The organism is Bacillus sp. BB081, assembly GCF_008368895.1.
Classification (GTDB): domain Bacteria; phylum Bacillota; class Bacilli; order Bacillales; family Bacillaceae_G; genus Bacillus_A; species Bacillus_A wiedmannii.
Map to the genome: position 1 here is coordinate 1 of NZ_QOZX01000029.1, position 22,971 is coordinate 22,971.

Here is a 22,971-nt window from a genome sequence, read left to right on the forward strand (position 1 = left end):
ACCATCAGCAAGTATTGAGATTGACATTCCAGGCACACCTGACGTACGACAGGCATCATCTAGCAATGCTTGTATTGCCACAGATTTCGAATCTGACAACGCATAACCTTGTGTTACGAATCCTGAGAATAATATAAATATCGTTAATACAAAAACAATAGTTTTTTTCATATACTCTCCTTTTTGAAGAATTATAAGGGGAAAAATAACTTATTTTTATAACTATAAACTAAACTCTAATTTATCTTTCTATTTACCTATATAATATCAAATGATTGTGAAGAGTTACACTTAAACTAACGGGGGCGTTAGTTCAATAAGAAGTAAACAACTTTATTATTCATTTTTTAAGCATTACATAAGCAGATGGATATAATTTGAAACAACTTTAAAGAGCCTTGCTGCATATAGAATGTAGTAAGGCTCTTATCTTTTTTAATCAAAATTCAATAACTTTATTATCACTATACACCTGTCTAAAATGGGCGTTCTAGCGTGGACATTATGAATCTCGTACAAAATTGGATGAATAAGATATTCATGTAAGGTTAACATAACGTCCTATTATCGGTAGCAAAGAAAACACACAAACCTTTGATACAATTGGGTTTCTGCGTTTTCTTTTTGTATTATTCTATACATTCCTATCCTGGCGTGAGTTTCAGGGTTCTTGTTTGTTACTGGATTAGCCGAAAAACTGTATAAAATCTTGCATACTCTTAGCATGGGGGTTTTCAAAAATACTGGCATCCCCCAATATGTGCTTTCTTATGGGTATTTCTTGAACCCTCATTCCCCCCTCCCATCCTTTGTCTATCTTTAAGAGTAACTCAGCTTGTTTATTTACAGTTCTTGCAACGAGGCATTGTACTCCTCCTATAGCCAAACAAATGATTCAAATTACACATCCATATTTTATTGATCAAACTACAAATGCAATCTTTTTTCATTTCATTCATTATGTAAATAAAACAGGATAATCCGCCATCATAATGGACTAATTATCCTATAAATCTTTATCTAAGTTTATTGAACTACTCACCACTTAACGTCCTTACGGACTGTTTGAAGTGGGAGATTCCTAAGTACAGAAGCCTAATGGCTTCTAATTCATTAGGCTATCCCCGTAGTTCCTACGGTTAGAAGCCTTAAAGCTTCATTTTTAAGATTGATACTTGCGTTAATATCTCTGTCGTGATGACTATTGCACTCAGGACAATCCCATTCACGAAGATTTAGATTCTTAACGTCTTTATTTTGATACCCACAACAAGAACATAATTGGCTTGAAGCAAATGTTTTGGATACCAGAATGACTTGTTTTCCATACCATTTTGCCTTGTATTCTAGCAACGTTCTAAATTGTGACCAAGATACTTCACTAATCGCTTTTGCTAACTTATGATTTTTTAACATATTCGATACTTGCAAATCTTCTATACTGATAACATCGTGGTTTTTGATGATTTCAGTTGAGATTTTGTCCAAGTAATCTTTTCTAGCATTAGCTATGTATTCATGAATTCTAGCTACCCTTACTCGTTGTTTATTCCAGCGAGAAGATCCTTTCATTCTTCTAGAAAGAACACGCTGTGCTTTTGCCAACTTCTCTTCCAATGAGCGAAAAAATTTAGGGTTTTTATAGGTTGTTCCATCTGACAAAATGGTGAAATCTTTTAATCCTACATCCATTCCAATATAAGAATGTGTTTTCGGAAGTTCTTGCACTTCTGTTTCAACTAACAATGACACAAAGTATCTGCCAGAAGGGTTCCGTCTAACCGTAGCATTTAAAATACGTCCCTTTACTTCACGACTTTTGGCAAATCGAACAAGACCTAGTTTCGGCAATTTCATTTTGTTTCCCACAACAGCAATGTTTTCATTTGTTTGTTTTGTGGTATAAGATTGTACGTTGTTCTTTTTAGATTTGAAACGCGGGGCACTGTTTTGTTTTTTAAAAAAGCGTGTATAAGCATCCGCAAGGTTGCGAACAGACGATTGAATAGCAATACTATCCACTTCTTTTAGCCAAACAAACTCTTTCTTCATGGCAGGAAGTTTGGCAGAGCATGTACCATATGTCAAACCTTTTCCTGTTTCTTTGTATGCATTATCCCATAGAGATAGGAAGTGATTGAATACAAAACGAGAACAACCAATCGTTTTATTGATCAGGATCGCTTGTGCTTTATTTGGATAGATACGAAATTTATACGCTTTATTGATCATCCTTCGTTTCACCTCCATTTCGATATATTTCTATTATATAACAAACATACATTCGATTGATAGTGAAGTGATTATGACAAATTATCCGGTAACACTTTACATATGTCGAACAATTAAGATGACTTCCTGCCATCTCTTGTTCGAAGCCAATTCATCTCCCACCTACTCGCTGGGATACGCCCTTCACGCTCCTTGAGGAAGGAGTCTTCTTGGCTAAATTGATAAAACTAGAACTTCTTTCCCTATGTATATTTACTTCGTTATCTCACCAAACTGTGCTCTCGTCACTTTCGCCAAGTCATCCACTTTCAGCTCAATTTGGATACCAATTTTCCCGCCGCTTACTATGATCGTTTCAAGTGATTGAGCACTCTCATCAATACATGTAGATAATAACTTCTTCATTCCAACTGGTGAACAACCGCCGCGAATATATCCTGATACTTTTGTAATATCTTTTACAGGAATCATTTCAATCTTCTTTTCACTTACCGCTTTTGCGGCAGCTTTTAAATTTAGTTCCTCATCTACTGGGATGATAAACACATGATAATTTTTACTATTTCCTTGAGCGATTAACGTTTTATATACTTCTCTCACTTCTCGTCCAATTTTCTCAGCTACTGATACGCCATCAATTTTCCCATCGTCTGGATCATATGACATCATCGAATATTCAATTTTCTCTTTATCTAATATTCGCATTACATTTGTTTTATCTTTTTTCATGGGTTTCTCCTTAAAAAGTTATTTCATAACATTAATTTTGCTTTTATTATACACCCTTTTCCATTTCTCCTACATAACTTCACGTATATTTCAAAACTAAAAATATTGATAATTCAAAAATCATCTGATATAATTTGGAAAAACTTATGTTAAGGAGAGATTTCTAATGCAAAATTTTAATACGTCTTTCCAACTTCATCATCATACGTAACGCCGTGTATCCGAAGAAAAATTTTTCTTCGTGGGTACAGGGCTTTTCCTGTTGACCCACGAAGCGTTCATAAAGCTATGTGGGTATTTTTATACCCGCATAGCTTTTTTTAATTTAAAAAGGAGTGATTACTATGGAAATGAAAAATGTAAAAGGAACGAAAGACTATTTACCAGAGGAACAAGTGCTGCGAAATAAAATTAAAAGAGCTTGTGAAGACACATTTGAACGATACGGATGTAAACCGTTAGAAACACCAACGTTAAATATGTATGAACTTATGTCTTACAAATACGGCGGTGGCGATGAAATATTAAAGGAAATATATACGCTTCAAGATCAAGGAAAACGTGACCTTTCCTTACGCTACGATTTAACAATTCCATTCGCAAAAGTCGTGGCAATGAATCCGAACATCCGCCTCCCTTTTAAACGGTATGAAATTGGAAAAGTATTTCGAGATGGGCCAATTAAACAAGGAAGATTTCGTGAGTTCATACAATGCGACGTTGATATAGTCGGTGTAGAATCTGTCATGGCAGAAGCGGAACTTATGAGTATGGCGTTTGAACTGTTCCGAACGTTAAACTTAGAAGTAACGATCCAATATAATAACCGAAAATTATTAAACGGTATACTCGAGTCCATTAACATCCCTACTGAACGAACGAGTGACGTCATTTTATCATTAGATAAAATCGAAAAGATTGGGATTGATGGTGTACGAAAAGATGTATTAGAGCGCGGAATTTCTGAAGAAATGGCTGATACGATATGTAATACCGTTTTATCTTGTCTAGAGCTTACAATTGCTGACTTTAAAGAAGCTTTCAATACTCCACTCGTTGCCGATGGAGTAAACGAATTACAACAATTACAACAATATTTAATCGCCCTTGGAATAAATGAGAATGCTATATTCAATCCATTTTTAGCACGAGGACTTACAATGTACACAGGCACCGTATATGAAATCTTTCTAAAAGACGGCTCAATTACATCCAGCATCGGTAGCGGCGGTCGATACGATAATATTATTGGGGCATTCCGTGGTGATAATATGAGCTATCCAACAGTCGGTATTTCATTCGGTTTAGACGTTATTTATACAGCACTCTCACAGAAAGAAACGATATCATCTACAGCGGATGTATTTATCATCCCACTCGGGACAGAATTACAATGCTTACAAATTGCCCAGCAATTACGTTCTACCACTTCCTTAAAAGTTGAACTTGAACTAGCAGGCCGCAAATTAAAACGTGCCCTTAATTATGCCAATAAAGTGAATATCCCTTATGTGCTTATTATTGGAGAAGAAGAACTTAATACAGAAACCGTTATGCTGCGGAATATGAAGGAAGGTAGTGAGGTGAAAGTCTCCCTTTCTTCTTTAAGTAGTTATTTATAATACGAACCACCCTCGTTTGGGTGGTTTTTCTATCTTATAGATAACGAAACAATTAGTTTACATAAAATAATTACATTCTACTAAAAATCACAAGTATTCAATATCTAATTATCTGTTATTTTTGGTAATATGTAGATATGAATGATTTTAGGAGGATTTACTTTGAAAACTTACATACAAGCACTAAAGTGGGCCACAGGGATCTATCATCTTTTATTGATTCCTTTTTGTTATTTATTTCTAAATCATGCTAACCTATATGGTATACCTTTACTAGTGATTGCTTTACATATCACTACTATTTTATTATCTAAAAAAGCAGCCATGAATACGTACCCTCATTATATCGGTATTATCGTTACTCTAGTTGCCTTCTTTCCTTATATAGAAATCGTTCTACATATTATAGCAGCCGTTTTCCTTTTATTAGATGCAATTTCCACTACTAAAAAGAAAGTTTTTGATTCATAGCAAAATCAATAGCACATCCCAAGAATAGATTCACATGCATTTTAATGACAACCAAAATTTTAGAAAGTAAAAAATAAAAGGTGTCTTCACCTATGGAAAACACCTTTTATTTCTCCAACTCTTAACTATTATTTTTCGTATTCCTACTCTCCAAAACTTTCTCCATATTATGAGTGGCCCACTCCATCATTAATAGAATCATTGGACGTAGTGATTCACCGAGCTCAGTTAATGAATATTCTACTTTTGGCGGCACTTCACGGTATACTTCACGATGTATGATGCCATCTGCTTCAAGTTCTCTAAGCTGAAGCGTTAACATTCTTTGTGTGATATTAGGTTTTAATCTTTTTAATTCATTAAACCGCTTCGTACCATCTAATAAATGATACAAAATAACCCCTTTCCATTTCCCTCCAATGACCTCAACCATCGCTTCCACTGGACAAGAATATTTATTTAGAAATGGGTAATTTATATTATTTTCTTTTGAACAATCCATAATAAATCCCTTCCCTTAACATTAGTATCTTTTTTGATACTATACCACATAAATGTGCGTACTTGTTTCTATGTTACTTTAAAAATATAATTTACTTACAAAATAAATAAATGAAAAGAGGAACTTTTATGACAAATACAAATCAAATTACAAAAGAAAAAATTATGGAGGCTTTTCATTTCAGACATGCATGTAAAGCGTTCGATCCTATGCAAAAAATTTCAGAAGAAGATTTTAATTTCATTTTAGAAACAGGCAGATTATCCCCTTCTTCTTTCGGATATGAACCTTGGAAATTTGTTGTCGTACAAAATAAAGAAGTAAGAGAAAAACTACAACCGTATTCATGGGGCGCTGGTGGGCAACTTGCAACAGCAAGTCACTTTGTCATAGTTCTTTCAAGAAACATTAAAGATATGCATTATGATGCAGAGTATATTAAATATATGATGAACGATATTATTGGATTACCTGAAGACACTCAAAAAATTAGATATGAATTCTTCAAAAAGTTCCAAGAATCCGATTTTAACTTGTTACAATCGGATCGTGCTGTATTTGATTGGGCATCTAAGCAATCTTATATTGCTTTAGGTAATATGATGACGAGCGCAGCTCAAATCGGGATTGATTCTTGTCCAATAGAAGGATTTGATAAAGAGAAAGTAGATTCTTTACTTCGTCAAGAAGGTATTATAAAAGACGATAATCTTGAAATATCAGTTATGGTTGCCTTTGGTTACCGTAAAGAAGAGCCAAAGCGTGATAAAACAAGACAGACTATGGATACAATTGTCGAATGGATTTAGTAATATAGCACTCGCTCCTTATCGCTGGATACTCATACTAAAGAAGTAGAATTTGATTTTTCTTATGTATGAAATTGATTTTTCATGGAAAGATATGTTAGTATGTATAAAGTTTGAGCGCTCTATTTTTTAGAGTCGAACAGGAGGAGAATGGATATGTCTGATATTGAAGTTGGCGAAGTGTTTACTCTCAGTGATGAGAATAATGAGGATCAGGAAGTAGAAGTACTCGGAGCGATGGATGTCGAAGGCGCAGAATATATTGCAGTTGCCTTCGTAGAAGACATTCAAACAGAATCTGAGGAAGACATTGATATTTTCTTTTTAAAAGTAGAAGAAGATAATGAGTTTTCATACATTGAAAATGATGAAGAGTTTGATAAAGTATCTGCTGCTTTTGATAAAATTTTGGATGAGCAAGAGCAAGAATAATATGAATGAAAAACACGAGGGTGGATGCATATCCGCCCTCTTTTTATTTATCACTCATCCAAAGACTTATGCAACAATTCCAATACATCTTTCATCACAAAAGGCCCGTCTTTTTTCACATGTTCAGCGAATTCAGAAACGAGACGTAATGTTTTTACACTTTCAATCGGATGCTCGCCGGATGCACTTTCAGCAGAAAGCATAACTGCATTCGTTCCGTCCAGTACAGCTTGAAACACATCAGTTACCTCAGCCCTTGTTGGAATAGAATGATCTACCATAGATTGCAGCATTTGTGTCGCTGTAATAACATATGTATTCGTTCGATTACATTCCTGAATCATCATTTTCTGCAAGAGCGGAATAAATTGATACGGCAACTCTACTCCTAAATCACCCCTTGCAATCATAATTCCGTCTGCTTCTTTACATATATCTTGAAAATTCTCGATTGCTTCCAGCGTTTCTATTTTTGCAATTAAATTAGGTGATGTTTCTTTATACTGTTGTATATAATCACGTATTTCTTTTATATGACTAGGTTTCCGTACGAAAGAACATGCGATAAAATCAACATTTTCTTCTAAAAGAAACTGAATGTCATTTTTATCTTTCTCTGTAATAGCTGGTAAACTAACGATTGCCCCTGGTAAGTTCACCCCTTTATGAGATGAGATATTACCACCTGTTTTGACCTTTGTTTCTATTTTATCCGCACTTACCTTTTCAACGATTAACTCAACTTCGCCATCATTAATTAAAATTCTACTTCCAACTTTCACATCATTTGCGATTCCTTCATAATCAACACTTGCTTCCCTATTACTCCCTGTAACTGGTTGCGTATGTAAAATAAAAGAATCTTCCGCCTGAAGTTTAATTTGTTCTCCTTTTATTTCACCTAACCTTATTTTAGGACCTTGTACATCGCCTAAGATTTTAATAGAATCGTCTAACGATTTGACTAAACGAATGATGTCTTTATGACTTTCATGTGTGCCATGTGATAAATTCAACCGTACTATTTTCATACCATTGTTTATTAACTGCGCTAACGTTTCTTTATTATTACTTGCTGGCCCAATTGTACAAACACGATCGATTGTCATTTTTATCACCCTCCTTTTTCGTTAGGATTCCCATAAACTTTACTTACACTCTCAACACAAAAAAGCCTACTCACACAAGTAGGCTTTTCAAACTACGAAAGTTTCGTTAATAACTGATTTAAATCTTTTTTCGTTTTTGTCGTTAATGACTTCATTTTATTAATATCGATCTTTTCTTTCTCCGCTCCTACAATTAACGGATACATACTTTGCCCGATTGTTTTATATTCAGCTGGATGTGATGCTTCTAACTCTTTCTCGATTACATCCCACTTTTCATTAATTTGTTTTCCAAGTTTATTTACTGTATCTAATTTCGGATTAGCAGCTAATTGCTTGTCTAAGCTATCAACTAATGCAGCAACTTCTTTAACACTCGTTTTCACAGCTACGCTTTTCTTCGGATCTTTCGTTGTTTTTCCGTTTGAGTTTGTACTTGTACTTTGATCTGTTGTTTTTCCGCTAGCCGTTTCGTCATTCGTTTTTCCTGTCGTCTCTTTTTCTTTTGTTTTCACATCCTCATTTTGAGATGATGTTTTACCGTTACTTTCTGTTCCTGATGATTCTTTCGTATTTTTTGCATCTTTATCTGTTTTTTCATTTGAAGAAGTATTTGTATCTTTTTCAGTATCTTTCGTTGTTTTTGACGTCTCATCTGCACTTGTCGTTTTTGCTTCTCCTTCATTTTGCGCTGTTACTTGTTCTTTCTTTTCTGTCTCTTTCTCTGCTGAAGGACTACAAGCTGCCATAGTAAGCATTGTACCAATTGTTATCGATGCGATAGCGACCTTTTTCATTTTCATATAAATCCCCCTATGTTTACTTTATTTATCCTCCCCTTTACGATTCGATTTCCCCTTAAAAAATCCCTTTTCACATGAATTACCATCTTTCCGACAGTAATCTTCATAATAATACGTACAAAAACTGATAAACCCATTTGAATATTCGAGTTTCTTCTACTTCATTTTTCTTCTCTGTAGTAAAAGAAAAAGAGTATATTGTCACATGGGGAATCACTATCTTTATATGACGATATACTCTCCTATCAAATTTTTATCTTTCTTGACATTTTATTTATACAAAAAAATAAAATTTTCTTTTATTTTTTTGTTTCTCAACATTTGTTAACATAATATATTTATGAGTAACCACCGTTCGAATGAATGACTTGCCCCGTAATCCATTTTGCTTCTTCACTTACTAAGAAAGAAATTAAGCGCGCTGCATCCGCTGGTTCTCCTACTTTACCTTGTGGGAACTTCCATACTAAATGATGCTTCAGCTCCTCTGTTATCCACCCTGTATTCGTCGGCCCTGGATCAACAGCATTTACTGTAATCCCCTTCTCCATCGCAACTGGTGCTACTGATTTTGTAAATGCTTCAATTGCTCCTTTTGTCGCTACGTACGCTAATTCATCTGGCATCGGACCTAATGACTGTCCTGAAGTAAGATTAATAATACTGCCACTCGTTTTCAGTGCATAGTGTTCTATAAATAATGAACTTAATAACATAGTAGCCCGAACATTTACCGTATAATGTTTATCTAACTGTTCTACATTTAATTCTTCAATTCTCGTATGAGTAGCATACGCTGCATTATTAATTAAAATAGATGGATCACCTAAACGTTCTGAGACCATATAAAACAAACGATTTGGTGAATACGACTGCGATAAATTGATTTCTGCCATTTCACATCGAACACCTAAACTTTCAATCTCCTCTTTCAACAAAAAGGGCTCTTTGTCATGCATTCCCCACGGCATCGCTTTATCATACTGAGACCAGTACGTGAAAAAAATGTCTATCCCTTTTTGAGCAAGCACCTTGCATACAGCTGCACCAATTCCATTCAGACGAGTGGCCCCTGTTACAATTGCTATTTTCTTCACCTTTTCTCCTCCATCTATGGATAAATCCCCTGCACGAATACAGAGGATCTATCTTTTTATTCAATATTTGACAATATACGTTCTGCACCTAATTTCAAAATTTTAATGAAGATATAATTTACGATCGTAAACATTACAAATAAAACAATAAACATAACCCACAGTCCTACTTGAAGGAAGAAGTATAATAGACTTACTCCCGCTACAATAACTAAAGCTATAAAAATATTAGCTAAAAAATTCCACAATGTTGTATAGCGGCTCTTAAATAATTTCTGTTCTGTATCCCAATGTATATCTGCAGTTTGTGCATCCCAACGTGTACCGATTAAATTAATTAACAATAACCCGTTCGCACTTAGTAAAAACCACAGTAACATAAACACAGGAGAAATCCCTGCTACAACTGCCATCGTAATACCGAATACCGCTAAAATAATTACATTAATTAACCAAGCAGTTATCGCTTTCGCAAAAAAGATATCTGAAGCTTTTACTGGTAAATAACGATTCACAAACCATGAACTTCCATCTCGTGAAAATGATGTTGTTGCGATGACGTTACTTCCCATTAAAAATAGCGATGCACAAAGCCCTACACCAATCGCCAATCCTGCTGATTTTGGGTTATCAATATACCCTGTGATCCACTTTAAATTTCCATCTTGCACGAATAAAACAAAGAATAACATAATCGGCATAACGAAAGTTTGTACGATACAATTTAAGAAAAATTGTGGTGTACGGAATAACGTTTTAAATTCTTTTTTCACATACGCTTTCAAATGTGAACTTTGTACCGTTGATTTCTGTAAGCCTTCTGCTGAAATGACTTCTTTTTTTGCTGTACTCGTTGAAAGTCCAATTACCCCTTTTAAATATGTACGCTCTGCAATGTAATAAAACAACACAAAGAATACAAATGAAATAAGTGCAAAGATGATTACGTATAAAGGACCCTTCCAATTTGCATTTTCTACTAATGCCACTGCTCCAAAATATGTAGTTGGAAAATAATTTGTCATTTGTACTAGAAGAGAAGATTCGTTGTTCGCAAGATAATTCGTAAGTGCATCTTCAGAAAACGAACTTTTATTTTTCCACTGTAAAAATACATTAATTCCTACAATAAATAGTATACTTACGATTCCAATAAATATATTGCCTCGATCTTTATTTTTCGCTATATTCGTATACCTCATAATAACTGTCATCAGTAACGAAGCTAACACTAACGGCACAATCGGGAAAAGTAAGTAAATAAAAATCATGTATATGTAATATGTAATAAATGCGCCACTTTTTAACCCGTACGTAATAAAGATTGGTAGTAAAATAAATGAACTCATTACGTATTGTGTAATTAATACCGTTAAAAATTTTGCCGAAATAATCTGCGCTGGTTTCAATGGTAACGGCAATAACATTTCAATGTCATTACTGTAGTAAAATACAGTTAAAATGTTCGTTATACTCATTAAAAATACCCATATACTCGCAATCGCAAGTCCCATTGCGATAATCATTCCTGGATCTTGCCCTAAATGTTTCATACCTTCATACATTCCGTGCGTCATCGAACCAAATATTAAAAAGCCGACAAATAAAATGGCTGCAAATGAAAATACATACGCCCATCGCTTCTTCTTATCTGTTATGAAATCTGCATAATTTAATTTCAATAATACCTTCGTTAACGTCCAAATTTTACTCATTGCCCGTCATCTCCAAGAACATTTTTTCAAGTGATTCATTGGATTTAAAATGATCTCTCATTTCACCTAAATTCCCTTTAAACTGCAAATTCCCCTTATTAATAATCGCAACACGGTCACATATTTTTTCCGCCACTTCTAATACGTGTGTCGAGAAAAATACAATCTTTCCTTTATCCGCATGTTCTCTCATCATTTCTTTTAAAATATATGCGGATTTCGGATCAAGCCCCGTTAACGGTTCATCTAAAATCCATACATCTGGCTCATGCACGAGCACACCAATAATAACGATTTTCTGTCTCATTCCGTGCGAGTAACTTTGAATTTGATCCGATAACGCATTGTAAAGATCAAATTTCTTCGCTAAAGACTCAATTCGCTCTTGTCGTACTTCTTTCGGCACTTCATACATATCTGCCATAAAGTTTAAATATTCAATTCCCTTTAATCGTAAAAACATATCTGGGCTATCTGGAACATAACCAAACGTCTTTTTCGCTTCCATCGGATTTTTCATAATATCTTTACCGTTAATCGTAATCGTTCCTTTGTCCACCCCATGAATACCAGTAATCATCTTAATTGTCGTTGATTTACCCGCACCATTCGGTCCTAAAAATCCAAAAATTTCTCCGCTAGGCACAGATAAACTTAAATCTTTTACTGCATAAGTAGACCCATTATAACTTTTTGACACATTCGTAATTTCAATCATTCCATCCAATCCTTTCCTTAATTACCAAATAACTATATCAATATTATAGCATACTTCTATTTTTAGATTTTTATATTTTTTCAGTTTTTTAACCTTTAAAATAAATATAAACGCCTAATCCAACGATTAAAACGACAGCTAATATAATATAAATCATCGTCAGCCGTTTAATATTCCCTTTTGTCGCTTTACTATAATTCGCATCACCATTTCGCCCAATTAACACCGTCGCCACTACAGTAATCACTACAAGTAATACAACGATCATGATCCAAGTTAACATTCCTTCCTCCCCCTCCTTACAACCATTTTACAATATTATCCTCTTTATTTCGCAGTATATTTCCTCTTTTTACTATTATTATGAAAAGGATTGGAAAACTATTATTACTATACATTTTCATATGTGATATATTTATAACATAACGTGAATTATTTCTAACATTGTAAGGAGGACCTATTATGAAAACAACTTGGATAAAATATTTAGGATTTCTCGGTTTCTTCGGTTTCCTCGGCTTTTTTTATGAAAAAGGGTTGTTTACTATGTTTTGTTTCTTCTCCTTTTTCACATCGTATAGAACAGTTCAACACGATGAACTGTTTGAACAAATCGTCAATAAATCGTGCCGTAATGCCTTTATCGTTACATTACTAACTACCGCTATCATTATGTTTATTGAAATGTTATTTCCAAACCCGGTGCTACAAGAGATTGATATTGCTCTTATTTTCAGCACACTCATTCTTACGTTCGGCTTCTCTATGTTCTTTTACGATAAACCAGTTGATGAAATGGAAGATGCGCCATGGCGTTCGTAACGAAAATAAAAGAATACCGTGCTAAATTGAATATGACACAAGAAGATTTAGCGAAAAGTGTTGGTGTACGTCGTGAAACGATAAGCCATCTCGAAAAAGGAAAATACAATCCTTCCTTGCAACTTGCTCACGATATTGCGAAGGCACTTCATAGTACAATTGATGAGATTTTTATTTTCGAGGATTAATTGAAGACAAAAAATCATATAAAAATACCGGCATTCTTTCCATAAAGAATACCGGTACTTCTCATTTATCACCCATACAAAACAGCATGAAATACGCCTAACAGTAAATATTGATCTTCTATATAGCCCTCATCATACACATTCATCCCGATGTGATACATATCTTCCTCAAGACGAATATTCCAATCTGCGATTACATAGCCGTTCCGTAATAACTTTCCAAGCCCAATTGAAGTTTTGTGAACAACATATTCTTCTTTCTTATATGTAAAGGTAAATAAGAAATTTGCATCTAATAGCTTTCCGTCACATACAAGTATTTCATGCTCTGCATCATTATTATCGATGTACGTTACTAAAATCCTTCTTTGGCGCTGCCTACTTACATCCTTTGCAATGACGCGAATATTGTCCTTACTATCCTTTATTTCATAAATGATATTACTACCGACTTTCGGAATGAAGTCTAGCACTTTCATCAACGTATTTTTATAATAGCCTCGTACTACGCCTACTCTTTCGCTTTCATTGTAAACTTCTATCGACGTCGTATCCGCTTTACTATCACACAGTCGTTTGTAAGAAAGCTGCATCATTCGCTCTCCTCTTAAGTACTGATCAAACGTCACAGGATATTCTATCGCGCGCAGTTCTTTATTTAGCTCATATAAATAACGTTGAACGCTCTCTACTAATGCTGTAGTGGATATACGCTCTTGAAGTTCAAATTGTTGCCAACTGGAAGAAATTTTCCACTGATCTTCCTCTTCATAGAAGAATCTGAGAATTACTTCCTCACGGTCACTCGTTTCATAATTCAATTGTTCTTTCTGCCCATGTTGCACTTGTTCCATCCACTGTCCTAAATAAATGCCAAGCTCTGCAACCTTCATGCATGACTTCTGAAAAAGTACGCGGTCACTCGCACGAATCGTTAAATCCCCTTCAATAAAGCCATTTGCATAAGCGGCATACCGTGGCTCATCCTTCTGCGGAATAGCCTTGTCTAACTCAAATAAAAACGTTAACATTCTTCACTCACCTCTAGTTATTACACCGATCGTACCTATAAATTGAACGCAACTCAAATTATATTGACGATTTTTCCAATATATCTACCGTAACTCAAAATATATCAACGATTTTTTCGATATATCAACTATTCGACAAATAATATCGACTTATCGAAAAATATCAACACGATTAAAATGAAACTACCTTTTCTTCCGCCACTTCCACAATTTCTAAAATTTGTAGCAGGCTCTCCACTTCATAAGTCGGCTTAACATCTGTCTTATTTTCTTTCAAACTCGGATTATACCAACACGTATTAATGCCGTAATCTTCTCCGCCTTTCATATCAGAAGTTAGCGAATCTCCAACGATTAATACACTTGATTTATCAGTAATCCCAAACTTCTCAAATGCATAATCAAAAATCTCACGTGCTGGTTTTTGATGACCAACCTCTTCTGAAATAATAATATGATCAAAGAAATTACATAAAGGCGAATTTCCAATTCTAGATTGTTGCACCTTCGTATATCCATTCGTAATAATACCTAACTTGCAATCTTGTAGATTTTCACATAATTGCACTGCACCTTCTATAAGATGTACTTCTTTCCCTAAGTTTTCAAGGTATACATCACTAAATTGCTGCGCATCTACTTCTATATTATGAAGGGTAAATAATTGTCTAAATCGATCTACCGCTAATTCACTTAGCGTAATCATTTTATTTTCTAAATCTCTCCATAATCCATTACTAATCTTTTTATAACTTGCAAGATAATCATTATATCCTGTAGGCATCCTAAACTGTACAAACGCGTTATGTAATGCGTTTCTTTCTGTTTCAGGAAAATCTAATAATGTATCATCTACGTCGAATAATATAACTTTATATTTCATTACTCTCTCCTCAGCTAGTACGTTATTTACAACTTGTATTTTCTCATTAATCGTCTCTTAAGTCGAACTTTTTCCCTTTACGAATCGTAGATATACAGCAATCTTAAAGTTGTTTAAGGTACACGAGTCATGTTATTCAAAAATAATTAATTGTGAAAATACTATAAATTTGAGATAATTTGGATAATGAATCCAATTTTTCAAAAAGGGAATACAGGAATAGAAAGGGGCGGAAAGACATAGTAAATTCATGGGGAAGGCCTAAAATACAAATCCCAAAAACAAAAAGTGAATGGGTTGGAGATATCATTGGATATTCATTGTTCTTTGGATCAATCATTTTTTTGATCACCATTTGGGGAAGATTACCCGAGGAAGTGCCAGCACATTATAACGCATATGGGGCTGTAGATCGCTGGGGATCAAAGTGGGAAATTTTACTTTTGCCAGGAATAGGGCTATTCATACTCCTTTTGATGCAAACTTTAGAAAAGTTTCCAGAAGTTCATAACTACCCACAAAGACTGAATGAATCGAATGCTAAGCAGTTTTATTTGAATAGTAGAAAAATGCTAAATCAATTAAAAAATGTCTGTTTACTTATTTTTGCTTTCATCCAATTTGAAACAATTTCAATCGCTTTAAATTGGAGTGGCGGTTTTGGAAAATTATTTTTACCGATATTGTTAATTGGTACAGTTATTCCAATTATAATAGGAATAATAAGGCAACGAAAAATTTCATAATAGAAACAGGAGGCTAATCCAATTAGCCTCCCTCCTCATTATTTATCTTCTAGCAATAACACTTTCATTTCCTCTAACAACTCTTTCGTAAAGCCAAGTGCTTTTTCAGCATACGCTTCAACTGAACCGTATTGCTTTTTCACTTCATCAATCGCAGCTTGTAAATACTCAGCACGCGCTTCAAACATCGCACCTAATATCGCTCTACTTTCATCGTTTTGTAGTTTTGCACCTAAAAAGGCCATCATTTTTTCATTTAACTTTTCACGGAAACCGTTACTTAGTAAATAGTCTTCCATTACTGTTTTTTCCGGTACACCTAGTAAAAGTAATAATAGTGCTGATCCGAATCCAGTACGGTCTTTTCCAGCTGTACAGTGGTTTACTAACGGTAAGTTTTCTGGGTTTTGCGCTAAGTTTAAGAAGCTCACGAATGCTTCATTACCACTTACGAAATCTTGATTCATTTTCACAAGATACTCGCCTGGTTTCCCTAACATAGAAAGGTCACCAACCTGGAAAAATTCATTTATGTTCAAGTCTTTCGCCAAGTCTTGCATAACTGGTAAGCATACTTGACGAGCACCCGTAATCTCTGGATTCGGCTTATGCTTCACTTCAAAGTCTGTACGGTAGTCACAAATTAACTTTAAGCCAGACTTTTGTAAATAGTCTATATCCCACTCTGTTAGTCCTGCTAATTCTTCAGAACGGTACAACTTGCCCCATTTTACTTTACGGCCTTCAGTCGTTTCATATCCTCCCATATCACGGAAGTTAAACGCGCCTTGTAATGGCAATCTACGCTCAGCTACTGTCACTGCTTGTCCATTACTTCCTACTAGTCTAAAATATGGACGCTCATTTTCACTCGGGTTTTGAACTGTACATGATGATTCTCCATTTACAGTTGTAAGTAATTCTCCCGTTTCTTCAATATGATCTGGTGAAGTACTCCAGTAAATGCGAACTTCTTCTATATTATTTTCCCACTTTATATATAACGTATTGTCTTCATTTCTTTCTACAGTTGCTTGTAACCAATTTCTTTGCTGCTCCATTCTTTCACCAACGCTTTCTTATATAATCGGATCTTTCTTTATTGTATTATAGAAATATCTATTTTGTCGTTCTCATTTTTCTTTTTATCTTACAAATAGGCAAAAAGTTCTTTTACTTGTTCAAAATTTGTACACGGATTCCCGTTAAACAAGTTCAAGGACCTTTTTCCTCCTTCTAAACCTTCCTCACATATCGCTCAGTACAACTAAGCAGCTGACATCCATTTTTTTCAAAAACATCCTTCATCCACTCATTTTGTACATTTGTCTCGCCAATATAATAAGATGCGCCTATTTCTTTTAAGACAAACATTGCCCCTGTAAAGAACGCTGCTTCATACCCTTTATTTCGCATATTTGGAGCAACTGCGAAATACATTAGTTTTCCCTCTTCTAACGTACCTCTTTCAATATGCGGGATTACAATTCCTATCGGCTCTTCCTCGACACTCGCTGTTAAACAATGTTCTTTCCATTGCCCACCAATTTCTTGTAACATCATATGTACAAATTGATCATAATCGATTTGTTCTCCTGTCACTTCATTCCAAAGAGAATAAAAAACCTCTTCTCCAACTTCTTCAATCAACTTAAAATCAATGTCACTTTCTACATCTTCTACTTCGTATATATCTTTAAACACAATCATGTTTTCAGTAGCATATTCAAATGAATACGTTTCGAAACATTTCTTATACACATCATAATTTGGGCTTTTTGAAGAAATTTCAAAATGTAAGTTTTCTATTCCCTCTTTTTCAGCCTCAGCAACGCAATATTGCATTATTCCCTTTAATTTCTCTTCTGTAAAAACTTCTGCATTATTTTCTTTTATCATGATAGAAGAAGCATTTCTTCTTATTTTAAAATGTTTTTCTAACTGTTCTATAGTCATCATATACTTCCCTCATCTATGTCATTCTCGAATTTCTAATCGTTCTCCTTGCATGAGCAGGATTGTCCTTGAATATATAGAATACTAGAAAACATTGCATCTTTAAAGTGCGGAGGAGGTTCTCCATTGGATATTACAGCATTGCAACAACAGTTAGAGCTTATACAACAAAATGACTATACGCAACTGCATCATATAAATGTAAATGAGTTAACTTTGAACATGCTTCAGTATATCGGAACGACTGATAGTTACGTTCGTTACCAACTTATATATAAATGTTTTGCGCATTTCATTCATCATGAATTCCTTATGGATGATCAGCTAAAATTACTTCTACAAACTTGTTTAAGTGATGAGTATTTATATTGTGACATTTACACACCGCATACAGATGGGGTTTTCACACGTTCTTACACGGTTTCGTTACTTGCGTTAATACTACAATTCGCTAACTCGCACTACTTTTTTGCAGAAGAGGATATCGAAGAAATAAAAAACAAACTCATTACATACACAAACTTAGAAACGGATTTTCGAGGCTATATTGAAAATAAAGGATGGGCCCATTGTCTTGCCCACGTATCTGATGCCTTTACTGAAATTGTTCACAATTCCTATACGACTTTTGAGTGGTATGAAGAATTAATTCATTGTTTATTAAATAAAATTTTTATCCCATCGGATCTATTTCATAATAATGAAGATGAACGAATTGTTACACCGTTACTATCGATGCTATATCATGATTTTCCGCAAGATGAGTTAATTTCAATTATTTATAAAAAAATAAAAAGGCTTCCTCAAATTAGAAAACGCCTTTCGCTTAATGAGTATTGTATATTATGTGCCAACATTAAAACCTTTTTACGCACATTATTTTTCAGAACGAAAGATGATCATAACTTAGCCTATACAGCACGTAAAACAGAAAGAATGTTAAAAGAACTTCCTAACTATTATTAAAAGCAAGGAGAAATAACATGGGTTATATTGAAGATATGAGAAATTTAGTAGGAAATCATCCACTTATTTTAATAGGGTCACACGCTATTATATTAAATGAAAAAAATGAAATATTATTGCAGCTTCGTACAGATTTTAACCGCTGGGGCATTATTGGCGGCGCCTTAGAATATAACGAAGCGTTAGAAGACGCTTTAAAGCGAGAAGTATATGAGGAAACTGGACTTTTCATCAAAAATCCAGAACTATTCCGTACATACTCAGGACCAGATTTCTTTCAAATCTATCCAAATGGCGATCAAGTACACGGTGTACTCGTTGTTTATATTTGCCGAGAATTCCATGGTGAACTTGTGTGCGACCAAACGGAATCGAAAGAATTACGCTTCTTTCCGCTAGATGAGTTACCTAGTACTTTTCATCCAGTTATTGAGGGAATTCTTCGCGATTTTCATCACTCCAATTAAAAATACAAATAAGCAATATATACAGAAAATAAAAATTGACTCACTCAGTGGTATGTCCCCATATCCATCAAGCTCAGATTCTTAATTACCCCCATAATGATAATTTTATAATGATACTAGAATAAAAGCCAAACGCTATGCATATTATGCAAAGTGTTTGGCCTTATTTACTCAAAGAAATATCCAACTGTATAGATAATCCATAAATGAACCGGATAGAAAATATAAAACATATATTTTGTAAATGCATTATTTAAACCACGTTCCCCGTTATATATGAAGAAGAATGGCAACGCAAATACCATCATCCATTGATTACCGTAACCAAATAGACCCATATCTGTAAAGAGTTCTCCAATCATAAGTAACGTCGGAACTTCTGATAATGAGAGCAATACATATGTGATAATTAACCACATTTTCTTCTCTCTAAAGAAATAGAAAATTAAAGTCATTGTCACTCCAAAAATACTTGCCTCTGTAAACATTCCTAATATAGCGACAATAATGGTAGTTGGAATTCCTAGTAGATAGTTTTTTGTACGCTTTGTATAATCAATCGCACATAATAACACGATTCCAAACCCAAGCGACAAGAAAATATTGTTGTGAAGTCCACTTCCCCTTGGGAATATGTACTGAATTAGCGCTGAACCTGCAAACATAATTGCTGCCCACATAAATACACGTGTAGCATACTTTGTACGATTTCGTGTATAGAAGAATCCTTCCACTACAAAATAGAAGAAAATGGGTGCTACAATACGCCCTGGATGATGCATCCACATTGGCATACCTGGAATGTAAGTATATACATGGTCAATGACCATAAGGATCATTGCAAAAACTTTTAATTGAAAAGCATTTAACCTCATAAAACCTAAACCTCCACCTTACATGATACTTAGATACTATTAATCTTCTGGAAACACTCTTTTATTTTCATAAAAAGTATTAATTTTTTGTCTAGGAGGTTCTTTTGTAAAAATAGAACCTCCTAAATAGTGAAACTTACTATAATATATTTAGGTTAAGTAACTAGATCCTTAAACCCATGTCTTGTTAATTCATTAGTTTTTTCAAATAACTTCGTCGAATAATGAAAAAGCTTATAACAAATAGTAATAAAAATATACCTACCCCTATTGCTGTGACCCCATAAAGCGCGGATGAAAACTGGTTACGCAATCCAAACATAATTCCACATAGAAGAATAGATGCAAGTACAAACGGGATAAAAATTAATGTCGCTAACTCCTTGGTCACAACAGAAGCTAATTCTTTTATAGAAAAGCCAAGTTTTCGTATTCCTGCATATTTTTCTTTTTCTCCTTCAAGTGCCATTTGCAGGTAAAAATAAAGTATACTCATTGCTGCGCTCAAAAAGATAAGACTCATCATAAAACCGATAAAGAATAAGAGACTTACCGTGAACTTCTCTGTATTGTATAAATTAATTTTCGAATGAATTTGGCGCTCATACTGTATTGGGGTAATTTTAGAGAAAATGGTTTCAGCTAATTCGTTTTTTTCAGTCCAATGCTCAACCTCATAAGAAAATACTTTGAATATAGGATAATCAATGGTTTCGTAAACCGCATCTGGGACGATGTAGTATACCCTTTGAACACCTGACATTAAAATATTTCGTTTCTCAATTCCTGCATATTTAAGTTCTCCAAACGGATAGTCATGGATTAATTCCGCACTTGGAAGAATATTTTGGTATCCTGCTACAACATAGTACTCATCATCTTTTAAGAAAAGAGTTTTATGAATGCTAAATGCATTATAATTTGAAACCGACATAAAACCGATATTCTGATTTTTATCTGTTTTAAATGCAGAATAATATGCCTCGTATTTACCTTGTTTTGCTAATGTATGTTCAATGAATGATACGTCTTCCTGCTCACTTTCCGGCTTATTTCCTGGAAGTGAGATATACTGAAAACTGTACGGTTCTAATGACTCCACTCTCTTATCTATATTGTAATAAGAACTGTACAGTACGTTTGTACATAAAAATACACCTAACAATAAGATAGTTAATAAGTAGATAAGATGGGCATGTGAGCGCCCTTTGGCTTTAAGGTTCGAAACATAAAGCATATTTGTTTTTTTGTAGTATGATGGATGCTTTTGTAATACACGAATCGATAGCAACATTCCCTGCGTGATTATAAAATAAATGGCTAATAGGGAACTGACAAATAGTAAAAGGTAATAGACCATTCCAGGTGATTCAATCCAATTCAGTTCTAAAATAAGTGATAGTGCTAAAAATCCACTCGTTATTACAGATAATAACAACTTCCATGGTGCAGGTGTTATTAACTTTTCCTGTGTTACATCTGTTTTTAACAGAAGAACAGCTTCTTCCTTGTTAATAAAACGTGTTATAAATTTAGAAACGATACAGAATAAAATTGTAAATAAAATAGTCGTTAATGCGATAGCTTGTACTGGTATATACATACCAAAGCTACTCGCTTGTAACACCCTTTTGGTGATCATTAAAAACAAAGGGGCGATTACAAGCCCAAGCACAATCGCTGTTAGGATTGCTATACCAGCAATAAACATATTTTCTCTGAACAACATCTTACGCACTTGCTGCATAGATGCCCCAGTAATCATAAAAATGCCAAGATTTTTTGTTTTCTTTTTCAAGAATGAAAACATCGAATAAATGATGAAAACGAATGAAAAAATATACACAATAAAGCTCGTAAGCATCATTACAAGGCTAAGTGTACTTCCTATTTGAATGGTCGCCACCATTGGATGAAATGCTATAATCGAAAATAAGAAAAATATTAAAATGGAAAATACACTGCTTAAAAAATAGGAAATATAGGTCCATTTATCGCGCAAAATGTTTTGAAGGACTATATGATTAAAACTCACGCTGACCACCACCTAAAAATGTAAGTGTATCCATGATTTCCTGATAAAACTCCTTTTTATTATTACCTTGATACACTTCATTAAAAAGAATGCCATCTTTTATAAAAATTACACGATGTGCAAAACTAGCAACATAAGCATCATGTGTCACCATTAAAATAGCAGTGTTAAAGGTCTTGTTAATTGACTCAAACAATGTCATAACATCATTTACCGCTTTAGAATCTAGGTTTCCAGTTGGTTCATCGGCTAATAATAACCCCGGTTCATGAATAACAGCTCGTGCAATTGCCACACGTTGTTTCTGTCCTCCTGAAATTTCAAATGTTCTCTTTTTTAAAATCCCTTGAATCCCTAAAAAGATTGCAACTTTCTCTAGACGTTTATTCATTTCTGTAGCCTTTACAGAGTCGAGTGTTAAAGGTAATAAAATATTTTCCTCGACTGTTAAAGTATGAACGAGATTAAAGTCTTGGAATACAAATCCTAATTCTGTGCGACGAAACTTCGCTAGTTCCTCGTCATTTAATTCATAAGGATTTTTTGAATTAATTGTAACGGAGCCATTAGTTGGGCGATCGATTGTTGAGATGCAATTAAGGAACGTTGTTTTCCCACTGCCAGAAGGACCCATTACTGCAACGAACTCATTTTTGTCTAAATGAAAATCAATGCCCTTTAACGCTTTGTAGGTAATTTCTCCTGTATATTCCTTTTGAAGCCCTTTTACATTTAAAATGGTGTTTGACATCAGTACTTCACT

At 34.3% G+C, this 22,971-nt stretch carries 25 protein-coding genes and 1 pseudogene; 9 read left to right on the plus strand and 17 right to left on the minus strand.

What is annotated here, in order from left to right; all coding sequences use genetic code 11:
- The 3 genes and pseudogenes from DN394_RS14725 to ybaK all read right to left on the minus strand — a co-directional run.
- Nucleotides 1-171, minus strand: a pseudogene (locus DN394_RS14725) (serine hydrolase domain-containing protein); the annotation flags it as partial.
- 942 nt (nt 172-1,113) lie between these two features.
- Nucleotides 1,114-2,232, minus strand: a complete 1,119-nt coding sequence (gene tnpB, locus DN394_RS14735) for an IS200/IS605 family element RNA-guided endonuclease TnpB (protein WP_149293903.1) — start codon at nt 2,230-2,232, stop codon at nt 1,114-1,116.
- A gap of 252 nt (nt 2,233-2,484) precedes the next feature.
- A complete protein-coding gene (gene ybaK, locus DN394_RS14745) occupies nt 2,485-2,961 on the minus strand; it encodes a Cys-tRNA(Pro) deacylase (RefSeq protein ID WP_149293904.1) in 477 nt (158 codons plus the stop codon).
- Between the two features lie 344 nt (nt 2,962-3,305).
- Between ybaK and DN394_RS14750 the strand changes: the two genes are divergently transcribed.
- Both DN394_RS14750 and DN394_RS14755 read left to right on the plus strand, forming a co-directional pair.
- Nucleotides 3,306-4,583 carry a histidine--tRNA ligase gene (locus DN394_RS14750; protein WP_149293905.1) on the plus strand — a complete coding sequence of 426 codons (1,278 nt, stop codon included), beginning with the start codon at nt 3,306-3,308 and terminating at the stop codon, nt 4,581-4,583.
- Nucleotides 4,584-4,745: 162 nt separating this feature from the next.
- Nucleotides 4,746-5,054, plus strand: coding sequence for a hypothetical protein (locus DN394_RS14755; protein ID WP_087981261.1), 309 nt, complete (start codon nt 4,746-4,748; stop codon nt 5,052-5,054).
- 121 nt (nt 5,055-5,175) lie between these two features.
- Here DN394_RS14755 and DN394_RS14760 read toward each other — a convergent pair whose 3' ends face one another.
- Nucleotides 5,176-5,556 (minus strand): winged helix-turn-helix transcriptional regulator, encoded by a 381-nt coding sequence (locus DN394_RS14760; protein ID WP_000340640.1) that lies wholly within the window; start codon nt 5,554-5,556, stop codon nt 5,176-5,178.
- Between the two features lie 128 nt (nt 5,557-5,684).
- Between DN394_RS14760 and DN394_RS14765 the strand changes: the two genes are divergently transcribed.
- Entirely contained in the window at nt 5,685-6,365 is a 681-nt protein-coding gene (locus DN394_RS14765; protein ID WP_149293906.1) for an NAD(P)H-dependent oxidoreductase, read from the plus strand.
- 150 nt (nt 6,366-6,515) lie between these two features.
- Nucleotides 6,516-6,797: a DUF1292 domain-containing protein gene (locus DN394_RS14770; protein ID WP_002008111.1), complete on the plus strand. Its 282-nt coding sequence runs from the start codon at nt 6,516-6,518 to the stop codon at nt 6,795-6,797.
- Nucleotides 6,798-6,847: 50 nt separating this feature from the next.
- Here the strand turns inward: DN394_RS14770 and DN394_RS14775 are convergent, their stop codons facing one another.
- The 6 genes from DN394_RS14775 to DN394_RS14800 all read right to left on the minus strand — a co-directional run bounded on the left by DN394_RS14775 (nt 6,848) and on the right by DN394_RS14800 (nt 12,522).
- A complete protein-coding gene (locus DN394_RS14775; RefSeq protein ID WP_149293907.1) occupies nt 6,848-7,906 on the minus strand; it encodes a pyruvate kinase in 1,059 nt (352 codons plus the stop codon).
- A gap of 92 nt (nt 7,907-7,998) precedes the next feature.
- Entirely contained in the window at nt 7,999-8,709 is a 711-nt protein-coding gene (locus DN394_RS14780) for a hypothetical protein (protein ID WP_149293908.1), read from the minus strand.
- A 338-nt stretch (nt 8,710-9,047) separates the two neighbouring features.
- Entirely contained in the window at nt 9,048-9,806 is a 759-nt protein-coding gene (locus DN394_RS14785) for an SDR family oxidoreductase (RefSeq protein WP_149293909.1), read from the minus strand.
- A gap of 56 nt (nt 9,807-9,862) precedes the next feature.
- Nucleotides 9,863-11,521: a putative ABC transporter permease subunit gene (locus DN394_RS14790; RefSeq protein ID WP_098705075.1), complete on the minus strand. Its 1,659-nt coding sequence runs from the start codon at nt 11,519-11,521 to the stop codon at nt 9,863-9,865.
- A complete protein-coding gene (locus DN394_RS14795) occupies nt 11,514-12,239 on the minus strand; it encodes an ABC transporter ATP-binding protein (RefSeq protein WP_046957932.1) in 726 nt (241 codons plus the stop codon). The genes DN394_RS14790 and DN394_RS14795 overlap by 8 nt, the downstream gene beginning before the upstream one ends.
- A gap of 88 nt (nt 12,240-12,327) precedes the next feature.
- Entirely contained in the window at nt 12,328-12,522 is a 195-nt protein-coding gene (locus tag DN394_RS14800; RefSeq protein WP_000958865.1) for a hypothetical protein, read from the minus strand.
- A 179-nt stretch (nt 12,523-12,701) separates the two neighbouring features.
- On the opposite strand from DN394_RS14800, the gene DN394_RS14805 reads away from it, so the two are divergent.
- Nucleotides 12,702-13,061 carry a DUF3796 domain-containing protein gene (locus DN394_RS14805; RefSeq protein WP_149293910.1) on the plus strand — a complete coding sequence of 120 codons (360 nt, stop codon included), beginning with the start codon at nt 12,702-12,704 and terminating at the stop codon, nt 13,059-13,061.
- Nucleotides 13,049-13,249: a helix-turn-helix transcriptional regulator gene (locus tag DN394_RS14810; protein ID WP_000896301.1), complete on the plus strand. Its 201-nt coding sequence runs from the start codon at nt 13,049-13,051 to the stop codon at nt 13,247-13,249. The genes DN394_RS14805 and DN394_RS14810 overlap by 13 nt, the downstream gene beginning before the upstream one ends.
- A gap of 68 nt (nt 13,250-13,317) precedes the next feature.
- On the opposite strand, the gene DN394_RS14815 is transcribed toward DN394_RS14810, so the two are convergent.
- Complete coding sequence (locus DN394_RS14815; RefSeq protein ID WP_149293911.1) at nt 13,318-14,280, minus strand: tubby C-terminal domain-like protein; 963 nt, start codon at nt 14,278-14,280, stop codon at nt 13,318-13,320.
- A 172-nt stretch (nt 14,281-14,452) separates the two neighbouring features.
- On the minus strand, nt 14,453-15,163 hold the full coding sequence (locus DN394_RS14820) for a YjjG family noncanonical pyrimidine nucleotidase (RefSeq protein WP_149293912.1): 711 nt from the start codon (nt 15,161-15,163) through the stop codon (nt 14,453-14,455).
- A gap of 320 nt (nt 15,164-15,483) precedes the next feature.
- Here DN394_RS14820 and DN394_RS14825 point away from each other — a divergent pair, with 320 nt between their 5' ends.
- Nucleotides 15,484-15,909, plus strand: a complete 426-nt coding sequence (locus DN394_RS14825; protein ID WP_098209265.1) for a DUF1648 domain-containing protein — start codon at nt 15,484-15,486, stop codon at nt 15,907-15,909.
- A 38-nt stretch (nt 15,910-15,947) separates the two neighbouring features.
- Here the strand turns inward: DN394_RS14825 and DN394_RS14830 are convergent, their stop codons facing one another.
- Together DN394_RS14830 and DN394_RS14835 are read right to left on the minus strand one after the other, a co-directional pair.
- A complete protein-coding gene (locus DN394_RS14830; RefSeq protein ID WP_098209266.1) occupies nt 15,948-16,970 on the minus strand; it encodes a tyrosine-protein phosphatase in 1,023 nt (340 codons plus the stop codon).
- Nucleotides 16,971-17,145: 175 nt separating this feature from the next.
- The gene (locus tag DN394_RS14835) at nt 17,146-17,868 is read right to left on the minus strand and encodes a GNAT family N-acetyltransferase (RefSeq protein WP_098209267.1); all 723 of its coding nucleotides are present in this window, start codon (nt 17,866-17,868) and stop codon (nt 17,146-17,148) included.
- A gap of 123 nt (nt 17,869-17,991) precedes the next feature.
- Between DN394_RS14835 and DN394_RS14840 the strand changes: the two genes are divergently transcribed.
- Nucleotides 17,992-18,831 (plus strand): DUF2785 domain-containing protein, encoded by an 840-nt coding sequence (locus tag DN394_RS14840; protein WP_097914922.1) that lies wholly within the window; start codon nt 17,992-17,994, stop codon nt 18,829-18,831.
- Nucleotides 18,832-18,848: 17 nt separating this feature from the next.
- Nucleotides 18,849-19,298 (plus strand): NUDIX hydrolase, encoded by a 450-nt coding sequence (locus DN394_RS14845; RefSeq protein WP_098705078.1) that lies wholly within the window; start codon nt 18,849-18,851, stop codon nt 19,296-19,298.
- 167 nt (nt 19,299-19,465) lie between these two features.
- Here the strand turns inward: DN394_RS14845 and DN394_RS14850 are convergent, their stop codons facing one another.
- From DN394_RS14850 to DN394_RS14860, 3 genes are all read right to left on the minus strand, one after another.
- The gene (locus DN394_RS14850) at nt 19,466-20,173 is read right to left on the minus strand and encodes a TraX family protein (protein ID WP_098705079.1); all 708 of its coding nucleotides are present in this window, start codon (nt 20,171-20,173) and stop codon (nt 19,466-19,468) included.
- A gap of 187 nt (nt 20,174-20,360) precedes the next feature.
- Nucleotides 20,361-22,208 carry an FtsX-like permease family protein gene (locus DN394_RS14855; RefSeq protein ID WP_098705080.1) on the minus strand — a complete coding sequence of 616 codons (1,848 nt, stop codon included), beginning with the start codon at nt 22,206-22,208 and terminating at the stop codon, nt 20,361-20,363.
- Entirely contained in the window at nt 22,198-22,959 is a 762-nt protein-coding gene (locus tag DN394_RS14860; RefSeq protein ID WP_060631606.1) for an ABC transporter ATP-binding protein, read from the minus strand. Before DN394_RS14860 ends, DN394_RS14855 begins: the two co-directional genes overlap by 11 nt.
- Nucleotides 22,960-22,971 lie beyond the last annotated feature (12 nt).

Excerpts from the sequence above, each read along its gene's own strand:
- DN394_RS14780 (WP_149293908.1), bottom strand. The coding sequence starts at position 8,709 with ATGAAAATGAAAAAGGTCGCTATCGCATCGATAACAATTGGTACAATG.
- DN394_RS14830 (WP_098209266.1), bottom strand. The coding sequence starts at position 16,970 with ATGGAGCAGCAAAGAAATTGGTTACAAGCAACTGTAGAAAGAAATGAA.
- DN394_RS14800 (WP_000958865.1), bottom strand. The coding sequence starts at position 12,522 with ATGTTAACTTGGATCATGATCGTTGTATTACTTGTAGTGATTACTGTA.
- DN394_RS14810 (WP_000896301.1), top strand. The coding sequence starts at position 13,049 with ATGGCGTTCGTAACGAAAATAAAAGAATACCGTGCTAAATTGAATATG.
- DN394_RS14845 (WP_098705078.1), top strand. The coding sequence starts at position 18,849 with ATGGGTTATATTGAAGATATGAGAAATTTAGTAGGAAATCATCCACTT.
- DN394_RS14850 (WP_098705079.1), bottom strand. The coding sequence starts at position 20,173 with ATGAGGTTAAATGCTTTTCAATTAAAAGTTTTTGCAATGATCCTTATG.
- tnpB (WP_149293903.1), bottom strand. The coding sequence starts at position 2,232 with ATGATCAATAAAGCGTATAAATTTCGTATCTATCCAAATAAAGCACAA.
- DN394_RS14805 (WP_149293910.1), top strand. The coding sequence starts at position 12,702 with ATGAAAACAACTTGGATAAAATATTTAGGATTTCTCGGTTTCTTCGGT.
- DN394_RS14775 (WP_149293907.1), bottom strand. The coding sequence starts at position 7,906 with ATGACAATCGATCGTGTTTGTACAATTGGGCCAGCAAGTAATAATAAA.
- ybaK (WP_149293904.1), bottom strand. The coding sequence starts at position 2,961 with ATGAAAAAAGATAAAACAAATGTAATGCGAATATTAGATAAAGAGAAA.
- DN394_RS14750 (WP_149293905.1), top strand. The coding sequence starts at position 3,306 with ATGGAAATGAAAAATGTAAAAGGAACGAAAGACTATTTACCAGAGGAA.
- DN394_RS14790 (WP_098705075.1), bottom strand. The coding sequence starts at position 11,521 with ATGAGTAAAATTTGGACGTTAACGAAGGTATTATTGAAATTAAATTAT.
- DN394_RS14835 (WP_098209267.1), bottom strand. The coding sequence starts at position 17,868 with ATGATGACTATAGAACAGTTAGAAAAACATTTTAAAATAAGAAGAAAT.
- DN394_RS14815 (WP_149293911.1), bottom strand. The coding sequence starts at position 14,280 with ATGTTAACGTTTTTATTTGAGTTAGACAAGGCTATTCCGCAGAAGGAT.
- DN394_RS14770 (WP_002008111.1), top strand. The coding sequence starts at position 6,516 with ATGGATATGTCTGATATTGAAGTTGGCGAAGTGTTTACTCTCAGTGAT.
- DN394_RS14820 (WP_149293912.1), bottom strand. The coding sequence starts at position 15,163 with ATGAAATATAAAGTTATATTATTCGACGTAGATGATACATTATTAGAT.
- DN394_RS14760 (WP_000340640.1), bottom strand. The coding sequence starts at position 5,556 with ATGGATTGTTCAAAAGAAAATAATATAAATTACCCATTTCTAAATAAA.
- DN394_RS14765 (WP_149293906.1), top strand. The coding sequence starts at position 5,685 with ATGACAAATACAAATCAAATTACAAAAGAAAAAATTATGGAGGCTTTT.
- DN394_RS14795 (WP_046957932.1), bottom strand. The coding sequence starts at position 12,239 with ATGATTGAAATTACGAATGTGTCAAAAAGTTATAATGGGTCTACTTAT.
- DN394_RS14860 (WP_060631606.1), bottom strand. The coding sequence starts at position 22,959 with ATGTCAAACACCATTTTAAATGTAAAAGGGCTTCAAAAGGAATATACA.